Annotated in this window: 18 protein-coding genes; 4 read left to right on the top strand and 14 right to left on the bottom strand. The window is 72.8% G+C overall.

The window, feature by feature from the left end:
- Window positions 1-69 precede the first annotated feature (69 nt).
- The 5 genes from ACN265_RS05630 to hrcA all read right to left on the bottom strand — a co-directional run bounded on the left by ACN265_RS05630 (window position 70) and on the right by hrcA (window position 5,246).
- The gene (locus tag ACN265_RS05630; RefSeq protein WP_357932234.1) at window positions 70-1,410 is read right to left on the bottom strand and encodes a serine hydrolase domain-containing protein; all 1,341 of its coding nucleotides are present in this window, start codon (window positions 1,408-1,410) and stop codon (window positions 70-72) included.
- A 68-nt stretch (window positions 1,411-1,478) separates the two neighbouring features.
- Entirely contained in the window at window positions 1,479-1,838 is a 360-nt protein-coding gene (locus ACN265_RS05625; protein WP_088644388.1) for a histidine triad nucleotide-binding protein, read from the bottom strand.
- 283 nt (window positions 1,839-2,121) lie between these two features.
- On the bottom strand, window positions 2,122-2,856 hold the full coding sequence (locus ACN265_RS05620) for a 16S rRNA (uracil(1498)-N(3))-methyltransferase (RefSeq protein ID WP_204926295.1): 735 nt from the start codon (window positions 2,854-2,856) through the stop codon (window positions 2,122-2,124).
- Between the two features lie 147 nt (window positions 2,857-3,003).
- Entirely contained in the window at window positions 3,004-4,149 is a 1,146-nt protein-coding gene (gene dnaJ / locus ACN265_RS05615; RefSeq protein WP_204926475.1) for a molecular chaperone DnaJ, read from the bottom strand.
- Window positions 4,150-4,223: 74 nt separating this feature from the next.
- The gene (gene hrcA / locus ACN265_RS05610; protein ID WP_204926294.1) at window positions 4,224-5,246 is read right to left on the bottom strand and encodes a heat-inducible transcriptional repressor HrcA; all 1,023 of its coding nucleotides are present in this window, start codon (window positions 5,244-5,246) and stop codon (window positions 4,224-4,226) included.
- A gap of 213 nt (window positions 5,247-5,459) precedes the next feature.
- Between hrcA and ACN265_RS05605 the strand changes: the two genes are divergently transcribed.
- Entirely contained in the window at window positions 5,460-6,062 is a 603-nt protein-coding gene (locus ACN265_RS05605) for a DUF4870 domain-containing protein (protein WP_420118055.1), read from the top strand.
- Between the two features lie 91 nt (window positions 6,063-6,153).
- On the opposite strand, the gene hemW is transcribed toward ACN265_RS05605, so the two are convergent.
- Window positions 6,154-7,377: a radical SAM family heme chaperone HemW gene (hemW, locus tag ACN265_RS05600; protein WP_421411383.1), complete on the bottom strand. Its 1,224-nt coding sequence runs from the start codon at window positions 7,375-7,377 to the stop codon at window positions 6,154-6,156.
- 19 nt (window positions 7,378-7,396) lie between these two features.
- Here hemW and ACN265_RS05595 point away from each other — a divergent pair, with 19 nt between their 5' ends.
- Both ACN265_RS05595 and ACN265_RS05590 read left to right on the top strand, forming a co-directional pair.
- Window positions 7,397-8,179: an enoyl-CoA hydratase-related protein gene (locus ACN265_RS05595; RefSeq protein WP_377686434.1), complete on the top strand. Its 783-nt coding sequence runs from the start codon at window positions 7,397-7,399 to the stop codon at window positions 8,177-8,179.
- A gap of 96 nt (window positions 8,180-8,275) precedes the next feature.
- Entirely contained in the window at window positions 8,276-9,139 is an 864-nt protein-coding gene (locus tag ACN265_RS05590) for a hypothetical protein (RefSeq protein WP_204926473.1), read from the top strand.
- Window positions 9,140-9,160: 21 nt separating this feature from the next.
- On the opposite strand, the gene ACN265_RS05585 is transcribed toward ACN265_RS05590, so the two are convergent.
- From ACN265_RS05585 to ACN265_RS05550, 8 genes are all read right to left on the bottom strand, one after another.
- Entirely contained in the window at window positions 9,161-9,802 is a 642-nt protein-coding gene (locus ACN265_RS05585; protein WP_204926291.1) for an MOSC domain-containing protein, read from the bottom strand.
- A 42-nt stretch (window positions 9,803-9,844) separates the two neighbouring features.
- Window positions 9,845-10,675, bottom strand: a complete 831-nt coding sequence (locus tag ACN265_RS05580) for a carbohydrate ABC transporter permease (protein WP_357932109.1) — start codon at window positions 10,673-10,675, stop codon at window positions 9,845-9,847.
- Window positions 10,672-11,658: a carbohydrate ABC transporter permease gene (locus tag ACN265_RS05575; RefSeq protein WP_204926289.1), complete on the bottom strand. Its 987-nt coding sequence runs from the start codon at window positions 11,656-11,658 to the stop codon at window positions 10,672-10,674. Before ACN265_RS05575 ends, ACN265_RS05580 begins: the two co-directional genes overlap by 4 nt.
- Entirely contained in the window at window positions 11,655-12,944 is a 1,290-nt protein-coding gene (locus ACN265_RS05570) for a sugar ABC transporter substrate-binding protein (protein ID WP_420118054.1), read from the bottom strand. The genes ACN265_RS05575 and ACN265_RS05570 overlap by 4 nt, the downstream gene beginning before the upstream one ends.
- 300 nt (window positions 12,945-13,244) lie before the next feature.
- Window positions 13,245-13,532 (bottom strand): GlsB/YeaQ/YmgE family stress response membrane protein, encoded by a 288-nt coding sequence (locus tag ACN265_RS05565; protein WP_421406256.1) that lies wholly within the window; start codon window positions 13,530-13,532, stop codon window positions 13,245-13,247.
- A gap of 213 nt (window positions 13,533-13,745) precedes the next feature.
- Window positions 13,746-14,033, bottom strand: a complete 288-nt coding sequence (locus ACN265_RS05560) for a GlsB/YeaQ/YmgE family stress response membrane protein (RefSeq protein WP_204959569.1) — start codon at window positions 14,031-14,033, stop codon at window positions 13,746-13,748.
- 354 nt (window positions 14,034-14,387) lie between these two features.
- Window positions 14,388-16,265, bottom strand: a complete 1,878-nt coding sequence (gene lepA / locus ACN265_RS05555) for a translation elongation factor 4 (protein ID WP_088644374.1) — start codon at window positions 16,263-16,265, stop codon at window positions 14,388-14,390.
- Between the two features lie 125 nt (window positions 16,266-16,390).
- Window positions 16,391-16,927 carry a DUF4240 domain-containing protein gene (locus tag ACN265_RS05550; protein WP_421406255.1) on the bottom strand — a complete coding sequence of 179 codons (537 nt, stop codon included), beginning with the start codon at window positions 16,925-16,927 and terminating at the stop codon, window positions 16,391-16,393.
- 90 nt (window positions 16,928-17,017) lie between these two features.
- Between ACN265_RS05550 and ACN265_RS05545 the strand changes: the two genes are divergently transcribed.
- Window positions 17,018-18,061, top strand: coding sequence for a phosphotransferase family protein (locus ACN265_RS05545; protein WP_421406254.1), 1,044 nt, complete (start codon window positions 17,018-17,020; stop codon window positions 18,059-18,061).
- Window positions 18,062-18,069 lie beyond the last annotated feature (8 nt).

The following is an 18,069-nucleotide window of genomic DNA, read 5'->3' as shown; positions in this document are numbered from 1 at the left end:
GAGCCGGCGGGTCAGGCCCGGGAGCCGGATCGGGCCGGCGGCTGGCGGCCGAGGTCGAGGGCCGGCCGGTCAGGCCCGGAAGTCGTACCGGTCGAAGGTCTCCTGGTGGCGGGTGAAACGGTAGGTGGCCCAGTGCATCGCGACCACCGTCCCGTCGGCGTCGCGGGTGAGCCGCAGCAGCTCCCCGACCTCCCGCCCGGAGACCGTCCGGAACACGTCAGGTGACTGCGGCGTCGGCGCGAACACCGCCGGGGGCCGCCCCGCCGGATCGTCCGCGCCCCGGGCCCGCAGCGCCCCGTCGTGCCAGGAGAAGACGTACTCGAACCCCTCGCCCCACCAGCGGCCCAGCACCCCCCGCAGCGGGCCGGGCGCACCCGGGCCCGGCCGCCACGGCACGATCTCCGCCGGGTCGTGCTCGGCCGAGGCGGCGAGCAGCCGGTGCGGCAGTTCCAGCACCTCGGCGGCGGTGCCGCAGGAGGCGAGCACCGCGCAGCCCATCGCGCCGGGGGTGCCGTCCCCGCCGCGCCGGCCGTAGACGCCGGCCAGGAAGCCAGGCATCGCGCCGTCGTGCCCCACGTGCACCACCCGGTCCGGGTACGGGACCAGGATCAGCCCGAGCCCGAAGCCGGCCCTCCAGGCCGTCTCGTCGGTGGTGGTCACCGGCCAGCGCATCTCGTCCAGCGTCGTCGGGGCGAGCACCGCCCCGGTCGGGTCCAGCGCGGCCGGATCGGCGAGGAACGCCGCCCACCGGGCCATGTCCGTCGCGGTGCTCCACAGCTGGCCGGCCGGCCCGACCGCCCCGAAGTCGGTCGGCGGCTCCGGATGTGCCTCGTCGGAGTACGCGTCGACCAGGAACCCGGTCACCGCCTGCGGCCCCGGGTCGACCGAGGTGCCGGCCAGCGCCAACGGGGTGAGCACCCGGTCGGCGAGCACCTCGGCCCAGGTGCCGCCGCGCAGCGCGCCGACCAGCCGGCCGAGCAGCGCCATGCCCAGGTTGGAGTAGTGGTAACGGCGGCCGGTGGGCAGCACCCGCTCGGCCCGGACCAGGTCGGCGACCAACTCGTCCACCTGCGGCGCGCGCAGCGTGTCCCAGACGTCGCCGTACGGTTCGCGTTGCAGCCCGGCGGTGTGCGAGAGCAACCGGCGTACGGTCAACTCGCCGTGCGCGGGCAGGTCCAGGTGCCGGCCCAGCGGGTCGTCCAGGTCGAGCAGCCCGTCGTCGCGGCACTGCAACGCCAGCACGGCGGTGAAGGTCTTGGTGACCGAGCCGATCCGGAACCGGCTCGCCGGGCCGAGGACGGTGTCGTTACCGGTGGTGCCGACCTGGAAGCTCCAGAGCGGACCGTCGGCCCGGTGCAGCGCCACCGCCAGGGCCGGCACCCGTGCCTGCGCCTGGGTGCCACGGACCATCCGTTCCAGCCGACGCCGGGTGGGTGCCCCCTGGCCGTCCGGGTCGGGTTCCGGGTCGGCCGTCGACGTCACACCAGGTCCCGGGCCAGCATCGGGCCCAGGGGCGCGCCGCCGAGCAGGTGGGCGTGCACGTGGAAGACCTCCTGGCCGCCGTACGGGCCGGTGTTGAACATCAGCCGGAAGCCGTCACCGGTCAGCCCCTCGTCCTCGGCCACCGCCGCCGCCGTGGCCAGGACCTCGCCGGCCAGCCCCGGGTCACCCTGACCGAGCGTCGCCACATCGGCGTAGTGCTCCTTGGGGATGATCAGCACGTGCACCGGCGCCTTCGGCCCGATGTCACGGAAGGCCAGGGTGGTGGCGGTCTCCTTGACGATGGTGGCCGGAATCTCCCCGGCGACGATGCGGCAGAACAGACAGTCGGCTCCCATCCCCCCACTCTAAAGACCACCCCTCCCCCACTCCCCCGCCCGCCCCTCCCACACCGCCCCTTCCGCCCCTGCCCCGGTGATCAAGAGGTTTGCGTCAATCCCGGGCCCGCCGATGACGCAAACCTCTTGATCACGAGGGGACACCGCCGGGAGACGGTGGTACGAGGCGGCGTTGAGGGGCGGTGATCAAGAGGTTCGGGGCGGGGATCGAGCCGGAGGATGACGCAAACCTCTTGATCACCGGGGCAGGGCGGGGGCAGGCGGGGAGGGATGGGTGGGGTGGTTACCAGCGGGAGAGGCGGGTGGCGAGGACGGCCAGGGCGGCGGGGCCGGCGGTGGAGGTGCGTAGGACCGAGGGGCCCAGACGTACCGCGCGGGCGCCCGCGTCGGTGAAGGTGGTCAGCTCGGTCGGGGCGACGCCGCCCTCGGGCCCGACGACCAGGACGATCTCGCCGGTGCTCGGCAGGTCGACAGTGGTGAGCCGGTCGTCGGCCTCCTCGTGCAGGACGAACGCCGTGCCCGCCCCGGCGATCCGGCGGGCCACCGCGGCGGTGGACTCGTCCGGGGTACCGGCCACCACCGGCAGCCACGCCCGGCGGGCCTGTTTGGCTGCCTCCCGGGCCGTCGCCACCCACTTGTCCCGGGCCCGTACGCCCCGGTCGCCGCGCCACTGCGCCACCGAGCGGGATGCCGCCCAGGGCACGATCTCGTCCACCCCGACCTCGGTCATCGCCTGTACGGCCAGCTCGCCCCGGTCGCCCTTGGCGATGCCCTGCACCACGACCAGCCGGGGGACGTCCGCGTCGACGTACCCCCGGGAGGTGACGGTGAGGTCGAGGGCACCCCGACCGACGGCGGTGACCACGGCGGTGGCGGTGCCGCCCCGCCCGTCGGCGAGCAGCAGTTCCTCGCCGACGCGCAGCCGTTGCACGGTGGCGGCGTGGTGCCCCTCGGGGCCGTCCAGGGTGAACTGGTCGGCAGGGGGCAGCGACTCGACCAGGAACAGTGGCGCGGACACGCCGATCAGGCTAACCGGCCGGGCCGGCCGGGAAGCCACCCGGGACGCCGGCCCGACCGGCACGCCCCAACCGGGACGAGCCGACCGGCACGAGACCGACCGGATCAAGATCGAACGGGACAGGCCGACCGAGACAAGCCCGACCGGTCAGGCGTGGCCGTTGAAGGCGTCGCGCATCCGGGAGAAGAAGCCGCCCTGCTTGCTCAGCTCGGCGACCTCCTCGCCCCGGGTCTTGGCGAAGTCCCGCAGCATCTTCTCCTGGTCGGCGTCGAGCTTGGTGGGGGTACGCACGTCGAGGTGGACGTAGAGGTCGCCCCGGCCGGTGCCGCGCAGGTGCGGTACGCCCCGGGCGCGCAGCCGCAGCGTGCTGCCCGGCTGGGTGCCGGCCTTGACGTCGACGGTCTCGTCGCTGTCCAGCGTCTTGATGGTGAGCCGGGTGCCCAGCGCGGCGGCGGTCATCGGCACGGTGACCCGGCAGTGCAGGTCGTCGCCCTTGCGGGAGTAGACGTCGTGCGGCCGCTCGTGGATCTCGACGTAGAGGTCACCGGCGGTGCCGCCACCCGGGCCGACCTCGCCCTGCTGGGCGAGCCGGATGCGCATGCCGTCCTCGACGCCCGCCGGGATCTTGACGGTCAGCGAGCGGCGGGTCCGTACCCGCCCGTCGCCGGCGCAGGTCGGGCAGGGGTGCGGGATGGTGGTGCCGTAGCCCTGGCAGACGGTGCACGGCCGGGCCGAGACGACCTGGCCGAGGAAGGTGCGCTGTACCGACTGCACCTCGCCCCGGCCGCCGCACGCCTCGCAGGTCGCCAGGTGGGTGCCGGCCGCGGTGCCGGCCCCGGAGCAGGTGGTGCAGAGCACGGCGGTGTCGACCGTGATCGGGGCCTCGACGCCGAAGGCGGTCTCGTGCAGATCCAGTTCCAGCCGCAGGATCGCGTCGGCCCCGGGCCGGGTCCGCGGCCGTGGGCCACGGGCGCCACCGGCCGCGCCGCCGAAGAAGGCGTCCATGATGTCCTGGAAGCCGACGAACGGACCGGCCCCGCCGGGGCCACCCGGGCCGCCGGCGCCCCCGCCGCCCGGGGCGAGCGGGTCGCCACCCAGGTCGACGATCTGCCGCTTCCGGTCGTCCGAGAGGACCTCGTACGCGGCGTTGATGTCCTTGAACTTCTCCTGTGCCTCCGGGTCCGGATTGACGTCCGGGTGGAACTGCCGCGCCAGCTTGCGGTAGGCGCGCTTGATCTCGTCGTCGGAGGCTTCCCGGCTCACGCCGAGAATGCCGTAGTAGTCCCTGGCCACTGCGTTCCGTGTCCTCATGTTCGTCTCGCGTTTGCGCCGGTCGGCGGCCGGAGCCGGCCGCCGGCCCTGACTGGTCAGTTCTGGGCCAGCAGCTCGCCCACGTAGCGTGCCACGGCCCGCACCGTGGCGATGGTGCCGGGGTAGTCCATCCGGGTCGGGCCGAGCACGCCCAGCCCGCCCACGATGGTGCTGCCCGGGCCGTACCCGGTGCTGACCACCGAGGCGGCACGGAGATTGTCGACCTCGTTCTCGTCGCCGATCAGCACCCGGGTGGTGCTCGGCTCCGCCTCGCCGATCAGCTTGAGCAGCACGACCTCCTCTTCGAGCGCCTCCAGGATGGGTCGCAGCGAGCCCTGGAAGTCGAGCAGGCCACCCCGGGTGAGGTTGGCGGTGCCGGCCAGCGCGAGCCGTTCCTCGGTGCGCTCCACCAGGGTTTCCAGCAGCACGGTGGACAGGGTGGTCATCGCGCCGCGCAGATGCGGCGCGCTCTCGTCGACAAGCGCCTGCACCAACGGCGGAGTGTCGGACAACCGACTCCCGACCAGTTTCTCGTTGACCAGCCGGCGCAGGTCGAGGACGTCGTCGGCGGGGACCGGCGCGGCCAGCTCGACCAGCCGCTGCTCGACCCGCCCGGTGTCGGCGATCATGACCAGCATCAGCCGGGTGGTGGAGATCGGCACCAGTTCCAGGTGGCGCACCGACGAGCGGGCCAGCGACGGGTACTGCACCACGGCGACCTGTCGGGTGAGCTGCGCCAGCAGGCGTACGGTGCGGTGCACCACGTCGTCGAGGTCGACCGCGCCGACCAGGAAGCGCTCGATGGCCCGGCGTTCGGCCGGGCTGAGCGGCTTGACCCGGGAGAGCCGGTCGACGAAGAGACGGTAGCCCCGGTCGGTGGGGACCCGGCCGGCGCTGGTGTGCGGCTGCCGGATGTAGCCTTCCTCCTCCAGCACCGCCATGTCGTTGCGGACGGTCGCCGGGGAGACCCCGAGCTGGTGCCGCTCGACGAGCGTCTTGCTGCCGACGGGCTCCTGCGTGGCGACGTAGTCCTCGACGATCGCCCGCAGCACGGCGAGTTTGCGGTCGTCGAGACCCATCTCCCACCTCCTGACGCACGTCGTTGCGGGCGCTGCCGCACCCGGGCGAGCACTCTGGCACTCGACTGTAGCGAGTGCCAGTCTACGTCGGCAGTACCGCCGCCGATATGATCAAGACGGACCAAGCCGGCGGGGGCGTTGACGCACGGTCGAGGCCAACCTCACCAGTGTCGCTCTGGTGCACCCTTGCCGACAGCCCCTACCGTGGCGGGCATGACTGAACCACCTCGCCCTCCCGGCGCGGGCGACGGGTTCCCGCCGGACCCGACCGCGCCCCAGGGCTCGCCATACGAGCCGCCCACCGCACCACTGTCCGGCGCGCCGGGTGCGGGCGGGTACCCCCCGCCCGGCGGGTATCCGCCGCCCACCGGTGACCAGCCGCCCGCGGGCGGCTACCCCCCGCCGGGTGGCTACCCCCCGCCCGGTGGCGGATATCCGACCGGCGGCGCCTACGGTGCGCCGAGCGGCGGCTACGCCAACAGCGAGGACAAGACCTGGGCGCTGGTCGCGCACTTCGGCGGTGCCGCCGGCGCGCTGATCAGCTTCGGCCCGCTCGGCTTCGTCGCCCCGCTGATCGCCTACCTGGTACGCGGGCAGCAGTCGCCGGCCGTCCGGGCGCAGGCCCTGGCCGCGCTGAACTTCCAGATCCTCTGGTCGATCATCGCGTTCGTGCTGCTCTTCGTGAGCTGGTGCCTGCTCTTCCTGCCCAGCATCGCGGTCGTGGTGATCCAGATCCTGTTCGGGATCATCGCCGGCATGAAGGCCAACGAGGGTCAGGCCTACCGCTACCCGATGTCCACCAGCTTCATCAAGTGAGTCCCGACCGGCCGCTCCCCCGGCCGGTCGGGCACCACCGCCGGCCCCGGCGCGCCCCGGCAGGGTGCGCGGCGGGCCGGCGCGGCCACGCTCAGGGCAGCAGGTCGCGGACCACCGCGTCGGCCAGCAGCCGGCCCCGCAGGGTGAGCACCGCCTGTCCCTGCGGATAGGCCACCGGGTCCAGCAGCCCGTCGGCGAGCGCGCGGGCGGCGGCGGCCCGACCCGCGTCGTCCAGCACGTCCAGCGGCAGCCCGGAGGCGAGCCGCAGCCGCAGCATCACGTCCTCCGTGTGCGTCTCGGCCGGGGTGAGGATCTCCCGGGCCAGGCCGGGTGAGTGCCCGGCGGCGAGCCGCTGCGCGTACGTCGTGGGGTGTTTGACGTTCCACCAGCGCACCCCGCCGACGTGGCTGTGCGCCCCCGGGCCGAGGCCCCACCAGTCGCCGCCGGTCCAGTAGAGCAGGTTGTGCCGGCACCGGGCCGCCCCGCCGCGCGCCCAGTTGGAGACCTCGTACCAGGAGAAACCGGCCGCGTCGAGGGCGGCCTCGGCGGCCAGGTAGCGGTCCGCCGCGACGTCGTCGGAGGGGTACGGCAGCTCGCCGCGCCGCATCCGGGCCGCCAGCCGGGTGCCGTCCTCCACGATCAGGGCGTACGCGCTGACGTGGTCGACCCCGGCGGCGACCACCTGCTCCAGCGAGGCGGCGAAGTCCTCCGGGCGCTCCCCCGGCGTGCCGTAGATCAGGTCGAGGTTGACGTGGTCGAACCCGGCGTCGCGGGCCTCCCGGGCGGCCTCGACGGCGCGTCCCGGGCGGTGGGTGCGGTCGAGGACGGCCAGCACCCCGGCGGCGGCGGACTGCATGCCCAGCGAGATCCGGGTGTAGCCGGCGGCGCGCAGGGTCTTCAGCGATCCGGGGGTCACCGACTCGGGGTTGGCCTCGGTGGTGACCTCGGCGTCGGCGGCCAGCCCCCAGGTGCGGTCGATGCCGTCGAGCAGCCGGGCCAGGTCGTCGGCGGGCAGCAGGGTGGGGGTGCCGCCGCCGACGAAGACCGTGTCGACCCGGGGCGGTGGGGCGTCGGCGAGCACCCGGGCGGCGAGCGCCAACTCGGTCAGCACGGTGTCGGCGTACGACTCCCGGCCGACGCCCCCGCCCAGCTCGGCGGCGGTGTAGGTGTTGAAGTCGCAGTATCCGCACCGGCTGGCGCAGAACGGCACGTGCAGGTAGACACCGAACCCGCGCGCGCCGACCCCGCGCAGGGCGGTGCCGGGCAGCGCGCCGTCGACGGGAACGGTCTCACCATCTGGAAGGACGCCGGGCATGGCCACTAGTGTGCCCGGCATGACCTCTCCCGACCGACTCGTGCGGGTCGCCACGGCCCGTGGGGTGACCACCCTCACCCTGGACAGCCCGCACAACCGCAACGCGCTGTCCACCCCGTTGATGACCGAGCTGCTGGCCGGGATCGCCGGGGCGGTCGCCGACGACGCGGTCCGGGTGGTCGTGCTGGACCACACCGGCCCGGTCTTCTGCTCCGGCGCGGACCTCAAGGAGACGGCGGCGGCGTACGCCAGCGGGTCGGTGCCGGCCGGGATGCTCGGTGACGTGCTGGTGGCGGTGCGCCAGTGCCCGAAGCCGGTGCTGGCGCGGGTGGCCGGGCCGGCGCGGGCCGGCGGGTTGGGCCTGATCGCGGCGGCCGACCTGGCGGTCTGCGCGCAGGAGGCGACGTTCGCCTTCACCGAGGTGCGGATCGGGGTGATCCCGGCGGTGATCTCGGCGACCGTGCTACCCCGGCTGCACCCCCGGGCCGCCGCCGAGCTGTACCTGACCGGCGACACCTTCGACGGCCGGCGGGCCGCCGAGGTGGGGCTGGTGACCGCCGCCGTGCCGGCCGGCGAGCTGGACGCGGCGGTGGCCCGGTACTGCGCGTCGCTGGTGCGGGGCGCGCCGGGGGCGCTGGCCGGGACGAAGGAGCTGCTGCGCCGCCCGGCCGCCACCGACCTGCGGGCGGAGATCGCCGACCTGTCCGCCCGGTCCACCGGCTACTTCCTGTCCGCCGAGGGCCGCGAGGGCGTGGAGGCGTTCCGACAGAAGCGGGACGCGGCCTGGGTGCCCCGGGATTGACCTGGTTTCTTCCGATTCTGCACGGGAACGTGAACCGGTCGACCGACCCGGGGCCGACGGTTGGCGACGTACGCTTGGCGAACGTTGAAACGGGAGGTGCGGGTGCGGACACGGACATTCGTGGCAGCCGGGGTCGTGGTGGCGTTGTTCGCCATCGTCGGGGGCTGGGGAGTCCGTCAACTCGACGGGGAGTTCCGGCTTCCCGTCGCCGGCCGCAGTTGCACCGTGCAGGCCGACGGCACCGTCAAGCTCGACGCCGACCAGATGGCCAACGCGGCCACCATCGCCGCCATCGGCATGCAGCGGCAGATGCCCGAGCAGGCCGTGGTGGTCGCCCTGGCCACCGCGTACCAGGAGTCGGGGCTGCGTAACCTCGCCCACGGTGACCGAGACTCGCTCGGCCTGTTCCAGCAGCGCCCCAGCCAGGGTTGGGGCACCCCGGAGCAGATCCGCGACCAGCGGTACGCGGCGAACCGGTTCTACAAGGCGCTGAAGAAGGTGCGCGGCTGGGAGCGGATGGAGGTCACCGACGCGGCCCAGGCGGTGCAGCGTTCGGCGTACCCGAAGGCGTACCAGAAGTGGGCCGACGAGTCCCAGGTGCTGGCGCGGGCCCTGCTCGGCGAGGCGACCGGCGCGGTGGCCTGCACGGTGGGGCGTACCCCGGTGATGCGCGGGCAGGCCGCGGTGGCCGAGCTGACCCGTGGCCTGACCCTCGACTGGGGGTTGCCCGACGCCGGTGCGGTGGCCGAGCTGACCGACGTGACGGTGCCCGCCTCGGATGCCCGGGACGGCTGGCGGTACGCGCACTGGCTGGTCTCGCACGCCCCCGACCACGGGGTGAAGCGGGTGCGCTTCGACGGGCTGGAGTGGAACGCCGACAACGGCCGGTGGGCGAAGGTCGCCGACGGCCGGGCGACCGGGCCCCGGGTGCTGGCCGAGGTCTTCGCCGACCCCGCCTGACCGGCCGGCGGGCCGGTGTGGTCAGTCGGCGACGTTCAACCGGCGGCGGACCTTCTCCCTGGTCGAGGCGGGCAGTTCGGGGACGTCGAGCAGCCGGGGCAGCAGCTCCGGCTCCAGGCTGGTGGCCCGGAACACCTCACCGATGGTGACGCCGTGCGCCGGCCGGTCCACCACCGCCACCGGGTCGCCCGCGCTCACCTCGCCGTCGCGCAGCACCCGCAGGTAGGCCCCGGGGGCGGCCCGGACGGTGAACCGCTTGATCAGGTCGGGCACCCCCCAGAAACCGGCGAAGGTCGTGCACGGGGTGCGCGGCTTGGTGACCTGGAGCAGCGCCGAGCCGACCGCCCAGCGTTCGCCGATCACCGCGCCGGTCACGTCCACCGCCCAGGTGGTCAGGTTCTCACCGAAGCCGCCGGGGCTGATGTCGCGGCCCAGTTCGGCCGACCACCAGCCGGCGTCCTCCTGCGCGTAGGCGTAGACCGCCTGCTCGGGGCCGCCGTGCTGGGGCCGTTCGCCGATGAAGTCGCCGGCCACCCCGTCGGCGCGCAGCAGCACCGGGCCGTCGACCGGCCGCTTGTCGATGCCGCTGCGCCCGCTCGCGTCACCCGCCCACCGCGCCTGCGTCACCACGCCGAGGTTCACCGCCGCCACCCTGCCCGTCATGGCCCCAGGGTACGGCCGGGCGCGGGTGGTCGGCGTCCCGGCTCAGCCCTTGACGGCGCCCGCCACCAGACCGGAGACCATCCGGCGCTGCACCAGCAGGAAGAAGACGATCACGGGGAGGGTGAACAGGGTGGAGGCGGCCATCACCGACCCCCAGGCGGTGTCGTCGCGGCCGAAGAAGAAGGTCATCGCCACCGGCAGGGTGTAACGGCTCTGGTCGTTGACGAAGGTCAACGCGAAGATCAGCTCGTTCCAGGCGGTGATGAAGGAGAAGATGCTGGTGGCCACCAGGCCGGGCGCGACCAGCGGGAAGAGGACCTTGCGGAAGGTCTGGACGCGGCTGGCGCCGTCGATGGCGGCGGCCTCCTCCAGTTCCTTCGGCACGGCCGCCACGAAGCCGCGCAGCATCCACACCGCGAACGGCAGCGAGAAGCCCAGGTAGGTGAGGATCAGGCTGGGCAGGGTGTTGTAGAGGCCGAGTCGCTGGATCATCAGGAACAGCGGGATGACCAGCGCCTCCAGCGGGATCATCTGCACCACCAGCAGCATGATCAGGAAGGTGGTCCGCAGCCGGAACCGGAACCGGGCCACCGCCGTCGCGGCCAGCAGCGCCACCAGCCCGCTGAGCACGACCGTGCTGACGGCCACCAGCACGCTGTTGAGCAGGAAGTCGCCGAAGGTCACGCCCGGGATCAGGTTGCCGGTGAGGATCTCCCGGTAGTGCTCCAGGGTGGGGTGGGCCGGGACCGGCCGGGGGGTGGCCGAGAAGATCTCCCGGTTCGGTTTCAGCGAGGTGGCGATCATCCAGTAGACCGGGAAGGCGGCGAAGAGCGCCACCAGCAGGCCCGCGCCGTTGAGGGCGACCTTCTTCACGACGCGTCCTCCTGTCTGAGCACCATCCGGACGTACATGCCGGTCACCACCAGCAGGATCAGCGTGAGGATGACCGCGATGGCCGAGCCCACGCCGTACTTGGGCGGCGGGGAGAACGCCTCGGCGTACGAGTAGATCGACAGCATGAACGTCGGCCGGTCCTGGGTGCCACCGGCCAGCACGAACTGTTGGGTGAAGACCTTGAAGTCCCAGATGGTGGAGAGCACCACCAGGATGCCGAAGACCGGCCGCAGCAGCGGAAAGGTGATCTTCCAGAACACCGTCCACGGGCCGGCCCCGTCGACCCGGGCCGCCTCGTGCAGCTCGCTCGGCACGCTCTTGAGCCCGGCGAGCACGCTGACCGCGATGAACGGGAACGAGTGCCAGACCACCACCAGGGTCAGGATCGCGAAGAACAGCAGCGGCGAGTTGAACCAGCCGTAACCCGACCAGTCGGTGCGGCCGAAGAGCGCCTGCGACAGCCCGTCCGGCAGGGCGTTGAACGCCCAGGTGACCAGGCCGGAGGTGTCATCGAAGATCCATTTCCAGACGATCGTGCCGGTCAGCGCCGGGGTGGCCCAGGCCAGCATCACGCAACTGGCCACGAAGGTGGCCATCTTCCGGCCGAGCCGGTGCAGCAGCAGCCCGACCAGGGTGCCCAGCACCATCGTCAGCAGCACGTTCGCCGCCGCGAAGAGCACGGTGTTGCGCAGCACCGTACGGAAGAACGGGTCGCCGAGGATCTGGGTGTAGTTGGCCAGCCCGACGAACGGCCACTCCCGGTCCCCGCGCAGCTGCCGGACGCTGTTGAGCCGGAAGAACGACATCGCCACCACCTGGCCCAGCGGCCACAGCAGCAGCACCCCGATCACGACCAGGCAGGGCAGCAGGAGCAGGTACGGCAGGCGGTCCACCCGGGGCCGCCGCCGCGTGGGGGTGTCCCGGGCGGCGGCCGTCGCAGGGTGCTCGGTCCGGGTGCTCACTTGGCGTTGAGGATGCTTTCCATCTCGGCGGCGGCGTCGGCGGTGGCCTGCTGCACCGACTTCTGGCCCTTGATGACCGAGCTGTTCATCGCCTGGGTGACCGTCTTCGTCCGGCTGACCTCCACCCACTTCGGGGTCAGTGGGGTCACCCGGGTGCGCTGCATGGTGCTGGCGAACGCCGCCATCAGCTTGTCGTCGGCGTAGTCGCCGCCCTGTACGAGGTCGGAGTAGACCGGGAAGAAGCCGAGGCTGCCGGCGAAGGTCTTCGCGTTCTTCTTGCTCAGCAGCACGGTCAGGTAGTCCCAGGCCAGATCCTGCCGCTCGCTGTCCTGCCAGAGGGCGACGTCGGAGCCACCGGCGAAGGCGGGGGCCGGGCCGCCGTCCGGGCCGGGGATCGGGAAGGTCCCCCAGACCTTCTCGATGTCGGGGTTGTCCTTCTTGATCGCGCCGGCCTGCCAACTGCCGGCGAAGGCCATCGCCGCCTTGCCCGTGGCGAACTGGGTACGGGCGTCGATCTCGTTCCACCCGGCGGCGGCCGGCGGGGCGACCTTGTGCACGGTCACCAGGTCGGTCCAGAACTTCACCGCCCGCTGGGCCTGCGGGCTGGTGTAACCGGACTTCCAGGTGCCGCCCTGGTCGGTGGCGATCTCGCCGCCGGCACCCCAGAGGAAGGAGTAGAAGGGCAGTTCGGAGTTGCCCGGCAGGGCGATGCCGTAGCTGCCGGGCTTCTTGGCCTGCACCGCCTTGGCGACCGAGACCAGCTCGTCCCAGGTCCTCGGCGGCTGCACGCCGGCCTCGGCGAACCAGTCGGTGCGGTAGTAGATCGCGCGGACCCCGGCGTACCAGGGGACGCCGTACTGCTTGCCGTCGAGTTGCGCGTTGCGCACCAGGTCGGGCAGGACGTCCTTGCCGTCGGCCCAGCCGCCGAAGCGGCCGGAGATGTCGGCGAGCGCCTCCTGGGCTGCCCAGCCCTGGGTCTCGGTGTTGCCCAGCTCGGTGACGTCCGGGCCCTCGCCGCCGGCGAGCGCCGCCTGGAACTTCTTCGGCGCCTCCAGCCAGGGTATGTACTGGACCACCACGTCGGTGTCGGGGTGCCGCTGCCGGAACTCGGTCTCGACGCCGTCGAGGAACGCCGTCTGGGCGTCGCTCCCCTCGCCCATCATCCAGACCGTCAGCTTGCTGTCGTCGGCGGCTTCGTCGTCGCCGGAACCGCCGCAACCGGCGAGCACCATCGCGGCCGAGGCCACGACGGCGGTGACCGGGGCCAGCCGTTTCCACCTGTTCACGCCACTTCTCCCTCGCGCCGTCCGGCACTAACCTTCTCTGCCGCACCCTAGTAGGAAAATTTCCTTTACGACAGGGGGCGGGTGCCGCCCCGCACGGGCGGACCGTCGACGGTGCGGCGGCCGGCGGCGGGGCGTTCGGCGAGGCGACCGTATCGCAGGCGGGGGCCGCTCTGGCAGGCCCCGCGACGACCCGGCGGGATCGATGGTCACCATCCGGACGAGCGGATGCCCGCCCCCGAACCGGGGGCGGGCATCCGCTGAGTTGATATGTGCCGGCCGGGCACCGACCGGCGGGCGGGGTCACCGGTGGCTGACGCCCCGACGACGACCCACACCGGCCACCAGGGCCACGGCGATGGCGGCGAGGACGACCTGCACCAGCAGCTCGGCCCAGTCGATGCCGGCGGTTTCCGTCGCGATGCCCATCGCCCGGGCCAGCACGGTGCCCAGCAGCGCGGCGCCCACACCGATCAGCATGTGCAGCCAGATCGGCATGTTCTGGCGGCCCGGCACGACCAGACGGCCCAGAGCGCCGACGATGAGACCAACAACGAGCGCGGTGATGATGCCCCAGACGGTGAACTCCACGGCCGTCCTCCTTCAGTAGATATGTCATTGGTGAGGTGTTTGTTGCTGTGGTGATCGATAGGTTCCCGAAGCGGATAATTTCCAAACCGACTCCGGTAACGATCTGGTCTAGACCGCCCGTCACCGGCGACGGCCCGCGCCGCCCGGCCCCCCACACGCCAGCGGGCGCCCGACCCCGTGGGGTCGGGCGCCCGCTCAGCGGTGCCGCTTGACTTACCGGTGGGTGACGCTGCGGCGACGACCCACACCGGCCACCAGGGCCACGGCGATGGCGGCGAGGACGACCTGCACCAGCAGCTCGGTCCAGTCGATGCCGGCGGTTTCCGTCGCGATGCCCATGGCGCGGGCCAGCACGGTGCCCAGCAGCGCGGCGCCCACACCGATCAGCATGTGCAGCCAGATCGGCATGTTCTGGCGGCCCGGCACGACCAGACGGCCCAGAGCGCCGACGATGAGACCAACAACGAGCGCGGTGATGATGCCCCAGACGGTGAACTCCACGGTCGCCCTCCTCCTGAAGATTGAGTCACACGGTATGTGTGGTTCCTGTCGTGACAGCTAGATTCCCGAGCCGCCGGAAAACCAAACCGACTCACCACCACACATGTCGCCGCACGTCGATCCGACGCCGCTGCGTCGGTTTGCCGGCCGTCGATGTCCGCGCAGCTCAGGACACACGCGCCAGCCCATCCGGCGGCGACGCCGGGGCGGAAAAATTCGTCCGTACGACACCGGGGGCGCGCACGCCGACGGCCGGCGGCCCGGTCGGAACACCGGGGCCGCCGGCCGTCGTGGGTACCGGGACCGGCCGGGCCGCGCGGGGCGCGGCCGACCCGATCGGGCGTGCGCGCCCGGCTACTTCTTGCCGGCCGGCTTGGCGTCGGCGGAGTCCGAGGAGAGCGCGGCGATGAAGGCCTCCTGGGGGACCTCGACCCGGCCCACCATCTTCATCCGCTTCTTGCCCTCCTTCTGCTTCTCCAGCAGCTTGCGCTTACGGCTGATGTCACCGCCGTAGCACTTGGCGAGGACGTCCTTGCGGATGGCACGGATGGTCTCCCGGGCGATCACCCGGCTGCCGATGGCCGCCTGGATCGGCACCTCGAACTGCTGGCGCGGGATCAGGTTGCGCAGCTTCGCAGCGATCGTCGTGCCGTAGTTGTACGCCTTGTCCTTGTGCACGATCGCGCTGAACGCGTCCACCGGCTCGCCGTGCAGCAGGATGTCCACCTTGACCAGGTCGGACGCCTGCTCGCCGGAGGGCTCGTAGTCCAGCGAGGCATACCCCTTGGTACGGCTCTTGAGCTGGTCGAAGAAGTCAAAGATGATCTCGGCGAGCGGGAGGGTGTAGCGCAGTTCCACCCGGTCGGCGGAGAGGTAGTCCATGCCGAGCAGGCTGCCCCGCCGCCCCTGGCACAGCTCCATCACCGCGCCCACGTAGTCGTTCGGGGTGAGCACGGTGGCCCGCACCACCGGCTCGTACACCTCGGCGATCTTGCCGGTGGGGTACTCGCTCGGGTTGGTCACCACGATCTCCTCACCGTCGTCGGTGATGGCCCGGTAGACCACGTTCGGCGCGGTGGAGATCAGGTCGAGGTTGTACTCCCGCTCCAGCCGCTCCCGGATGATCTCCAGGTGCAGCAGGCCGAGGAAGCCGCAGCGGAAGCCGAAGCCGAGCGCCCCCGACGTCTCCGGCTCGTAGTCGAGCGCGGCGTCGTTGAGCTTGAGCTTGTCCAGCGCCTCGCGCAGGTTGGGGTAGTCCGAGCCGTCGATCGGATAGAGGCCGGAGTAGACCATCGGCTTCGGGTCCTTGTAACCGCCGAGCGCCTCGGTGGCCGGCCGGGCGTTGATGGTGACGGTGTCACCGACCCGGGACTGGCGGACGTCCTTCACCCCGGTGATCAGGTAGCCCACCTCGCCGACGCCGAGCGCGTCGGCCTTGACCATCTCGGGGGAGATGACGCCGATCTCCAGCAGCTCGTGCACGGCGGCGGTGGACATCATCTTGATCCGGTCCCGGGCGCTGATCCGGCCGTCGATGACCCGGACGTAGGTGACCACGCCCCGGTAGACGTCGTACACCGAGTCGAAGATCATCGCGCGGGCGGGGGCGTCGGCATCGCCGACCGGCGGGACGAACTGCCTGACGATCTCGTCGAGCAGGTACGGCACCCCGTCACCGGTCTTGCCGGAGACCCTGATGCAGTCGGCCGGGTCGCCGCCGATCAGGTGGGCCAGCTCCTCGGCGTACTTTTCGGGCTGGGCGGCCGGCAGGTCGATCTTGTTGAGCACCGGAATGATCTTGAGATCGTTCTCCAGCGCCAGGTAGAGGTTCGCCAGCGTCTGCGCCTCGATGCCCTGGGCCGCGTCGACCAGCAGCAGCGCCCCCTCGCAGGCGGCGAGCGACCGGGACACCTCGTAGGTGAAGTCCACGTGGCCCGGGGTGTCGATCATGTTCAGGACGGCCTGCTCACCGGCCCGCTCGCCCTCGCGGATGGTCCACGGCATCCGGACGGCCTGGCTCTTGATGGTGATGCCGCGTTCGCGCTCGATGTCCATCCGGTCGAGGTACTGCGCGCGCATCTGCCGGGGATCGACCACGCCGGTGAGCTGCAACATCCGGTCGGCCAGGGTCGACTTCCCGTGATCGATGTGGGCGATGATGCAGAAGTTCCGGATGCGCGCCGGGTCGGTGGCACCAGGAGCGTTCGCGCCGGGATCGAGCGTCGGTGGCACAGCGGTCCGTTCTGGTCGGCTGACGTGAGCGGGCCGACACGCCGCCGGCCCCCTCTATGCTCCCACGTCGCTCCGAACCCGGTCCGATCACTCCTCGGGTACCCGGCGGCGGCCCCACCGGCGGCTCACTCCTCGGGCGGCTCGACGAAGAGGGCGGCGAGCTTCGGCAGCCGGCGTCGGGCCTCCGCCTCGTCGTCGAAGTCCCAGAAGTCGTTCAGGTCCGGCATCCGCACCGGGTCCCGCTGCGCCGGCAGCTCAGCCGCGGTCGCCTTGCGGTACGCGTCCCACGGCACCGCCAGCATGTCCTCGCACTCGAACTCCTCGCCGCTGAGCGCCGCCGACCGCACCCGGGGCAGCCCCGCCAGCGAATCCGGGTCGGTCACCGCGGCGGCGAAGACCGCCCGACCCTGGGTCATCAGCCAGCCCCGGAAGTACTCGAACCCGTCGTCGGAGGCACCTCCGTTGATCAGGTACGCCGCACCCCACAGATCGACCCGGTACGAGGCGGCCAGCACCCGCTGCTGGTGGTACGCGTACCCGACGATGTCCTCCGGGGTGCGCCCGGCGAGCAGCGCGACCGCCCGCGCGGCGACCGCGTCGGCCTCTCCCCCGGCCCCGGCGCGGGCCTGGTCGATCAACTGCCAGAAGTCGTCGGTCCTCATGGCTCGGAGTCTCCCAGACCCGCGCCGGCCCCCGCCGCACCCGGCCGGGGGCCGGTCACCGGGCCCGGCCGGACCGGGCACGATGGTGGGGTGTCCGCGACGCCGCCGCCGTACCACCAGACCGCCGTGCGACCCGACTGGCGGGACCTGCCCGACGGCCTGCGGGAGGCCGTCGGCGGCCGGCTCGGCGCGCCGGTGGTCGCGGCCCGGACCGCGACCGCGGGCTTCACCGGCGGCTTCGCCGCCGTGCTCACCACGGCCACCGGCGCGCGGGTCTTCGTCAAGGCCGCCGACCTGGCCCGCCAGCGTCACCTGGCCGACTGGTACGCCCGGGAACTGGCCGTCCTCGCCCGGTTGCCGGCCGGCCTGCCGGTGCCCCGCCCGCACTGGGCGCTCGACGCGGCCGGCTGGTACGCGGTCGGCCTGGACGCCGTCGACGGGCGGACACCCCGCCTGCCCTGGGACCCGGCCGAACTGGACGCCGTGCTCGCCGGGTACGCCGGGGTCACCGCCGCGCTGGCCGACCCACCCGCCGGGCTGACCGCACTCGGCCTGCCCCGGCTGGCCGACCTGGCCCGCTCCGACATCCTGTGGTGGGAGGAGGTGGCCGCCGGACGGGAGCCGGTGCCCCCGCTGATCCCGCCGGCCCGCGACCGGTTGCCCGAACTCGTCGCGCTGGAGTCCCGCCTGCCCGGGTACGCGGCAGCCGCGCCCGGTCTGGCCCACGGCGACCTGCGGGTGGACAACGTGCTGCTGGACCCCGCCGGCCGGGCCTGGTTCTGCGACTGGAACTGGCTGTGCCACGGCCCCGCGTGGTTCGACCTGGCCGGCCTGTTGATCACCGGGTACGCCGACGGGGCCGGGCTGGACGCCGTCTTCGCCGCCCATCCGGCAGCGGTCGACGCCCCGCCCGACGCCCTGGACGTGACCCTGGCCGCGCTCGCCGGCTACTACCTCACCGCCGCCGGCCCACCGGCGACGGCCGATCCCGCCTCGGGCGTGGGGACGGTCGAGCCGGCTGCCGGGCCGGCCGGTGGGAACCCGGCGGGCACGTCCGCGCTGCTCGGGGCGCACCGGCGGTTCAGCGGGGAGCAGGCGCTCCGCTGGCTCGCCGCCCGGCAGGGCTGGCGCTGACACCTACC

Source organism: Micromonospora sp. WMMD730 (assembly GCF_049178955.1).
Lineage (GTDB): Bacteria > Actinomycetota > Actinomycetes > Mycobacteriales > Micromonosporaceae > Micromonospora > Micromonospora wenchangensis.
This window is presented reverse-complemented; position numbering and strand designations above follow the sequence as displayed.